This is a genomic window from Ruegeria sp. CDSA236, from assembly GCF_059611285.1.
Genome location: NZ_JBXWPG010000015.1, coordinates 106,659 through 113,231 on the forward strand (window position 1 = coordinate 106,659; position 6,573 = coordinate 113,231).

6 protein-coding genes and 1 pseudogene are annotated in these 6,573 nt (G+C 56.6%); 3 read left to right on the plus strand and 4 right to left on the minus strand.

All coding sequences use genetic code 11. The features are described from left to right. Positions 1–69: 69 nt before the first annotated feature. From AC2FLB_RS19125 to AC2FLB_RS19140, 4 genes are read right to left on the minus strand one after another with little or no spacing between them, the layout of a single operon-like run. Positions 70–900: an amidohydrolase family protein gene (locus AC2FLB_RS19125; RefSeq protein WP_496691604.1), complete on the minus strand. Its 831-nt coding sequence runs from the start codon at positions 898–900 to the stop codon at positions 70–72. Further along, positions 897–1,325: an RbsD/FucU family protein gene (locus AC2FLB_RS19130; RefSeq protein ID WP_496697009.1), complete on the minus strand. Its 429-nt coding sequence runs from the start codon at positions 1,323–1,325 to the stop codon at positions 897–899. Before AC2FLB_RS19130 ends, AC2FLB_RS19125 begins: the two co-directional genes overlap by 4 nt. Next, the gene (locus AC2FLB_RS19135; RefSeq protein ID WP_496691606.1) at positions 1,315–2,367 is read right to left on the minus strand and encodes an aldo/keto reductase; all 1,053 of its coding nucleotides are present in this window, start codon (positions 2,365–2,367) and stop codon (positions 1,315–1,317) included. Before AC2FLB_RS19135 ends, AC2FLB_RS19130 begins: the two co-directional genes overlap by 11 nt. Next, the gene (locus AC2FLB_RS19140) at positions 2,364–3,101 is read right to left on the minus strand and encodes a GntR family transcriptional regulator (RefSeq protein ID WP_281995093.1); all 738 of its coding nucleotides are present in this window, start codon (positions 3,099–3,101) and stop codon (positions 2,364–2,366) included. Before AC2FLB_RS19140 ends, AC2FLB_RS19135 begins: the two co-directional genes overlap by 4 nt. An 83-nt stretch (positions 3,102–3,184) precedes the next feature. On the opposite strand from AC2FLB_RS19140, the gene AC2FLB_RS19145 reads away from it, so the two are divergent. From AC2FLB_RS19145 to AC2FLB_RS19155, 3 genes and pseudogenes are all read left to right on the plus strand, one after another. Continuing rightward, positions 3,185–4,738, plus strand: coding sequence for a UxaA family hydrolase (locus tag AC2FLB_RS19145; protein ID WP_496691634.1), 1,554 nt, complete (start codon positions 3,185–3,187; stop codon positions 4,736–4,738). 28 nt (positions 4,739–4,766) lie between these two features. Then, positions 4,767–6,305 carry a sugar ABC transporter ATP-binding protein gene (locus AC2FLB_RS19150; protein ID WP_496691607.1) on the plus strand — a complete coding sequence of 513 codons (1,539 nt, stop codon included), beginning with the start codon at positions 4,767–4,769 and terminating at the stop codon, positions 6,303–6,305. After that, positions 6,302–6,573 (plus strand): annotated as a pseudogene (locus AC2FLB_RS19155) (ABC transporter permease); the annotation flags it as partial. The gene AC2FLB_RS19150 and the pseudogene AC2FLB_RS19155, both read left to right, overlap by 4 nt.

Sequence of the window (6,573 nt, forward strand, 5' to 3'; positions counted from 1 at the left end):
TCTAAAATCCAAGCTTCGGGGAACCACGACGGCAAAATCCGATCGGCATACAGCCTCGGAAAGATCAATCTAGTCCCTGAGGTCATAGGCTTGGGCAGCATTACCGCCCCGTATCGCCTGATGCTCGTGTGGTGCCAGACCGGTTAACAGCGTATCGGTCGCCTCAAGCCATCTTTCATAACTGCTGTTTAATGTGCAAACCGGCCAGTCGCTGCCCCAGATCAGGCGATAGGGCCCGAATGTGTTCAGCAGGTGATCCACATAGGGCTTCAAATCTTCTACCGTCCAATTCGCCCCGGCCTCGGTCACCAACCCGGAAAGTTTGCACCAGGCATTTGTATTTCGGGCCAATGTCGACATGTCTTCTTGCCAGTCCTCCATGACTCCCTCCCGGATCAGGGGCTTGGCACCGTGATCAATTACCGTGCGCATATGTGGGTGCCGTTCCAGCAGCTGTTGAAGCGGCCCCAGATGTCGCGGCAGGGTCAGCGCATCAAAGGTAAGGTTTGCCTGTTGCAGAGAGTCAAAAGCCGGTGTCAGCCCATCCCTGAGCATCCATAATGGGTCGGGAATGTCCTGAACCATGGGGCGCAAACCGACAAAAACCGGGTGGGCAGCCAGTCGTGCGATTTGTTCCGGTGCGTCGGCGGCCTCAAAATCAACCCATCCGACAACGCCTTTTATGAACGGGGCCTGCTCGGCGAGTGACAGCAGATACTCGGTCTCAGCAGCTGTCGGCGCAGCCTGTACTAAGACCGTACCGTCAATTCCCGCTCCTTTCAGCAATGGGGCCAGATCCGCGGGCGCGAAATCCGCGTAAATCGGCCCCAGATCCGGTGTCAGCCAGCCATAGTCTTCGCGCGCCAATGTCCAAAAATGCTGATGGGCGTCGATCTTCATCCAAGAACACCCTTTTTCAGGATGATGTTGCCATACAGCCGACGTTCGCCGGTTTGCACGATCGAAAAAGCTGTGGCCGCCCGGTCGTAAAAGGCGAAACGTTCAAGGCCCTGTATCGTGGCCGGGTGGTCCGCTATTTCGCTGATAATGGTCTGAAAATCGGCGATGGCCTCAGGTATAGCATCCGGATCGCCAACAACCTGCATGGTCAGGGCCGGGTCAGGGACAAATGTGTCCAACGGCATGACAGACAAAATAGCTCTTAGGATTTCGCTGGCGCTTGACCCGTCGGCACGTATGCAGCCCGGCCCAGAGCTGGAGCCGGGGAAATTCGCATCCGCAATCACGATTTCATCACCATGCCCCATAGCGCGCAGGGTGTACAACAGGTCAGGCGACAGGATGGGATCAATATTACGCAGCATAGGCAGCCTCTCCGGGAAGGGGGGCGTCGGAACGGATCAATCCTTCCGAACACAGATCAGACCAAAGCGCAGCGGGGATTTGACGTTCGAGCAGGGCCGCATTGGCCTGCACCTCGGCAGCATTCACCGCGCCGGGGACAACGGTTTTGACGCAGGGATGGCCAAGGACAAATTGTAAGGCAGCAGCGATCAGTGGTGTATCATGGGCTGAGCAGACAGCCTCGATCTGGCGAACTCGGGCAAGGATGTCTTCGGGTGCATCAGCATAATTGTATTTCGCACCGGGAACAGCGCCGGTTGCCAGGATACCCGAGTTGTACGGCCCGCCAAGAATTATGCCCACGTCCCGCTTTTCGCAAAGGGGTAGAAAGCTGTCTAAAGCGTCTTGTTCCAAGAGGGTATAACGGCCTGCCAGAAGAAACCCGTCAAAGTCGCCCAAGCCCAATAATCTTTCGCAGACCTGCCATTCATTTACACCGGCTCCAATGGCGGCAATTTCACCGGCTTCACGAAGTTCGACCAGAGCTTTGTATCCGCCGCCATCGAACAGTTCCCGGATCTTGGCATCAGATGCCTCCTGACTGCCCTGACTGAACGCACAGACGTCATGCACAAGCAGGATATCGGCGCATGAGACACCCAACCGGTCGCGGCTGGCGTCGTAGGATCGCATGACCCCGTCATAGGTATAGTCGAAAACGATACGTTTCTGCGGCACATCAACAAAGGCTTCGGGTGTGACATGATGCGGTGCGCAATCCAGCAGCAGACGCCCGATCTTGGTCGAAAGTTGAATCTCTTCGCGTCCGAACCGGGCAATAGCCTGGCCAAATCGTTGCTCGGAGCGGCCCAACCCATATTGCGGTGCGGTGTCAAAAAATCGGATACCCAAATCAAAGGCTGCCTGCAGCGCAGCCTGCGCATCCTCGTCTGATACTTTGCGATAGAGATTCCCCAAAGGCGCGCCACCAAATCCCATCCGAGTCAGCGGAACGGGTCGCGCCGTGCGGCCATTTAGAAGCTCTGTTGCGGTAACTGTCATCCTGCCTCGCGTATTGGATGAGGGGAGTCCGTGAAAAGGTGGGACTGTTCCTGCTGCAAGCGTTGAATCCGAGGCATCAACTGCCCCAGATGACGTTGCATGGCGTCCTGTGCAGCTTTTTCATCTCTCTCAAGAACCGCGTTGAAAATGGCGCGGTGTTCGGCCAGCGTTTCCACCACCCGGCCCGGGGTAGGCAGCAGCAGCATTCGCGCTCTGGTCACTTGCAGTGAAACGGTTTGCGCGACGTCGCTTAACCTGTTGAATCCTGTGAATTTCATCAGCAGGCCGTGGAATTCTTCATCCGCCTCGTAAAAGCCGGGGACATCTTCATCTTCGATCAGCAGCTCTTGCAGACGCATGTTGCGGCCCAGTATCTTGCGCTGATCCTCGGTCAAATCGCGCGCGACTTTGGCGACCGTCGCAAGTTCAAGTGCTTCACGCAGGAACATACCCTCGCGAATTTCGGACATCGAGAAATAGGATACGCGCGTGCCGGATTGGGGCACTACATCCACCAGACCCTCGGAAGCAAGTCGGGCAATCGCCTCGGTCACGGGCGCACGCGAAACGCCAAGGCGTTCGCATATCGGCGCCTTCCTGAGGTTGTCGCCCGGCGCGAAGTCCAGCGACAGGATTGCATGCTTGATTGAGAGGTAAACGCGCTGAGACAAAGAGCCCTCAGACGTAGAAATATCGCGCAGGTGCAGAGCGTTTATGTCCTGTGGTTTATTCATATCTAGCGACCTAGCATACTAACATGTTAGTTGACAAGTGCGTGCCCGACGATTAGCAGTCGGGATCAGCAAACAGGAAAATGATGCAACCAGATCAGAAAATAAAGGCTTCTCAGCCCGCAGCGCGCGATACAGTCAGGTTGAACCCGGACGACAATATCGTCATTGCACTCCGAGATCTGAAGATCGGCACGCAGCCTTCCGGGCTGAATGTCCCGCTTCGGGATCAGGTTCTGCGTGGGCACAAGATTGCTATTACCCCAATTTCTGCCGGAAAAAACGTCATTCGCTATGGTCAGATCATTGGTCAGGCAAAGGCAGATATCGCAGCCGGAGATCACGTCCATGTCCACAATCTTGGTATGGGTGCCCATCAGCAGGACTATGCCCATGCGACCACAAATACCCCTTTGCCGCATATCGACGAAGAGCGGAGTTTTCTTGGGTATCACCGGTCCGATGGGAAGGTTGGCACGCGCAATTATATCGGAATTCTGACGACAGTGAATTGTTCGGGTTCAGTAGCCCGGTTCATCGCCGAAGCGGCCTCAAAAAGCGGGTTGCTTGATCCATATCCCAACGTGGACGGGGTGGTGCCCATCGTGCATGGCACGGGCTGCGGTATGTCGGCCAAGGATGACGGCTATGCTACGTTGATGCGCACCCTGGCCGGGTACGCCCAGCACCCGAACTTTGCCGGCATTCTGCTGATCGGGCTGGGATGTGAGGTCATGCAAGTGGCCAGTCTGGTTGATGGCCGCCCCATCCGCGAGGACGGTGCCTTGCGCTATATGACCATCCAAAACGAAGGCGGTACGCGCCGCACGATCGAGCGCGGGCTTGCCGAGCTGGAGGGGATCGCGCGGCTGGCCAATCAGGCGGTGCGCAAGCCCGCTCGGATCAGTGCGATTACGGTCGGGATGCAATGCGGAGGTTCGGATGGTTATTCCGGCATCACCGCCAATCCGGCGCTTGGATATGCCTCTGATCTGCTTGTGCGCCATGGCGGAACAACAATCCTATCGGAAACCTCTGAAATTTATGGCGCCGAGCATCTTTTGACCCGGCGCGCAGAAACGCCGGAAATCGGCGAAAAACTGATCGACCGTATTCATTGGTGGGAAGATTACACCAAGCGCAATGGCGGCGAGATGGACAACAATCCAAGCCCCGGAAACAAGCGCGGTGGACTGACGACCATTCTTGAAAAGTCTCTGGGTGCGGTGGCCAAGGGGGGCACGGCCCCGATGCGCGACGTCTACAGATTTGGCGAAATTATCGACAAAAAGGGCTTTGTCTTCATGGACAGTCCCGGGTTCGATCCTTGCTCAGTCACTGGTCAGGTGGCGGCCGGTGCCAATTTGATCGTGTTTACCACAGGCAGGGGGTCGGTCTCCGGATATCAACCCACGCCCTGCATCAAGCTGGCGACGAATTCGGAAATGTACGCCCGCATGTCCGAAGACATGGATCTGAATTGTGGCGACATCGTCACTGACGGGGTCAGCATCGAGGCCAAAGGCGAAGAGTTGTTCGAAATGTTGATCCGTGTCGCATCGGGCGAACAAACAAAAAGCGAAGAGCTTGGTTTTGGGGGTGTTGAATTCGTCCCCTGGCAAATCGGCGCTGTGATGTAGCCGCAGTTTCGCCCGAGGGAGGGGCAAAATGGCAGGAGAGATGGAAAAACTGGTCGAAATGACGGGGATTGAAAAGTATTTCCCCGGGGTGCACGCGCTGAAATCCGTGCAGTTCGATCTGTTTTCGGGCGAAGTCCACGCGCTTATGGGGGAAAACGGGGCGGGTAAGAGTACGTTGATGAAAATCCTGTCCGGGATCTATCAGCGCGATGGCGGCGACTTGGCCATTCAAGGCCAATCAGCCAGCCCCACCTCCCCGCGCGAAGCTCAGAATCTTGGCATCGGGATCATCCATCAGGAATTGAGCCTGATGAATGATCTGACCGTAGCGCAGAACATCTTTATCGGACGCGAGCCCCGGAAACGTTTTGGTCGCCTGGACGAGGCTGCGCTGAACGCTCAAACCGCCGAAATCTTCGGGGCGATGAACCTGAACCTTGATCCCAAAGCACTGGTCGGCGGGCTGACCATTGCCAAGCAGCAGATGGTCGAAATTGCCAAGGCGCTGTCCTATCGCTCCAAGGTTCTGGTCATGGACGAACCGACCGCAGCCCTGAACGACGCTGAGATTGCCGAGCTGTTCGTCATCATCCGCCGCCTGAGGGCCGAGGGGGTGGGGATTGTTTATATCAGCCACAAAATGGACGAGCTGAAACAAATCGCCGACCGTGTGACTGTCATGCGCGACGGTGAATATGTTGGCACTGTCGGTGCCAGTGACACGCCGATCAGCAAAATCATTGCGATGATGGTTGGGCGCGAAGTATCCGAAGACCCTCTGGATGTGCCGGACCTGAGCGATGCCGAGGTTTCTCTGGAAGTCGCAGGACTGACGCGGGGCACGGATCTGAAAGATGTCAGCTTTTCGGTCCGGAAGGGTGAAATCTTGGGCTTTGCTGGGCTGATGGGGGCAGGGCGGACCGAAGTTGCGCGGGCAATCTTTGGGGCTGACACTATTGATGGCGGTGAAATCCGGGTACATGGGCAGATCGTGCCCATCCGTTCCCCTGTGGATGCCGTGCGTGCCGGGATCGGGTACCTGTCCGAGGATCGCAAGCATTTCGGCCTCGCCACGGGAATGAACGTCCGCGACAATATCGCTCTGGCTTCGATGGATAGGTTTACCAGTGCCACCGGTGTTCTGAACGACGGCGAAATCAGCACTACGGCCAAAGGCTATATCGCCCAGCTTGGCATTCGCACACCCTCGGATGTGCAAGAGGTGCGCCTGTTGTCCGGCGGCAATCAGCAAAAGGTAGTCATCGCAAAATGGCTTTTGCGAGATTGCGACATCCTTATCTTTGACGAACCCACGCGCGGTATTGATGTCGGTGCAAAATCGGAAATCTACAAACTGCTCGAAGAACTGGCCGCGCAGGGAAAGACGATCATCGTGATCTCATCCGAATTGCCGGAAATCATGCGCCTCAGCCACCGCATCGCCGTCATGTGCGAAGGCCGGCTGACCGGAATTCTGCCCGGCGGAAACAACACCACTCAGGAAGACATCATGCATCTGGCCACCCAACGCACGGCGGCGATGCAGGTCACAGGGACAGCAACATGACCACAGCAACGGAAATAGACAAGAAAAAGCCCCTGGCGGGCCTGTCGGAAAGCGGCGCGTATCAAAAGCTGCTGGCCTTTGCCAGTCTCATCGCCCTGTTGATCGGCTTTTCGATCGCATCGCCGAACTTCATGCAAACCTCGAACATGATTGCCATTCTGCAGGCAACTTCGGTCAACGGCGTACTGGCCGTTGCCGCAACTCTGGTGATCATCACGGGCGGAATCGACCTGTCGGTTGGCACTTTGATGACCTTCTGCGCCGTGAT

Excerpts from the sequence above, each read along its gene's own strand:
- AC2FLB_RS19150 (WP_496691607.1), top strand. The coding sequence starts at position 4,767 with ATGGCAGGAGAGATGGAAAAACTGGTCGAAATGACGGGGATTGAAAAG.
- AC2FLB_RS19130 (WP_496697009.1), bottom strand. The coding sequence starts at position 1,325 with ATGCTGCGTAATATTGATCCCATCCTGTCGCCTGACCTGTTGTACACC.
- AC2FLB_RS19125 (WP_496691604.1), bottom strand. The coding sequence starts at position 900 with ATGAAGATCGACGCCCATCAGCATTTTTGGACATTGGCGCGCGAAGAC.
- AC2FLB_RS19145 (WP_496691634.1), top strand. The coding sequence starts at position 3,185 with ATGCAACCAGATCAGAAAATAAAGGCTTCTCAGCCCGCAGCGCGCGAT.
- AC2FLB_RS19135 (WP_496691606.1), bottom strand. The coding sequence starts at position 2,367 with ATGACAGTTACCGCAACAGAGCTTCTAAATGGCCGCACGGCGCGACCC.
- AC2FLB_RS19140 (WP_281995093.1), bottom strand. The coding sequence starts at position 3,101 with ATGAATAAACCACAGGACATAAACGCTCTGCACCTGCGCGATATTTCT.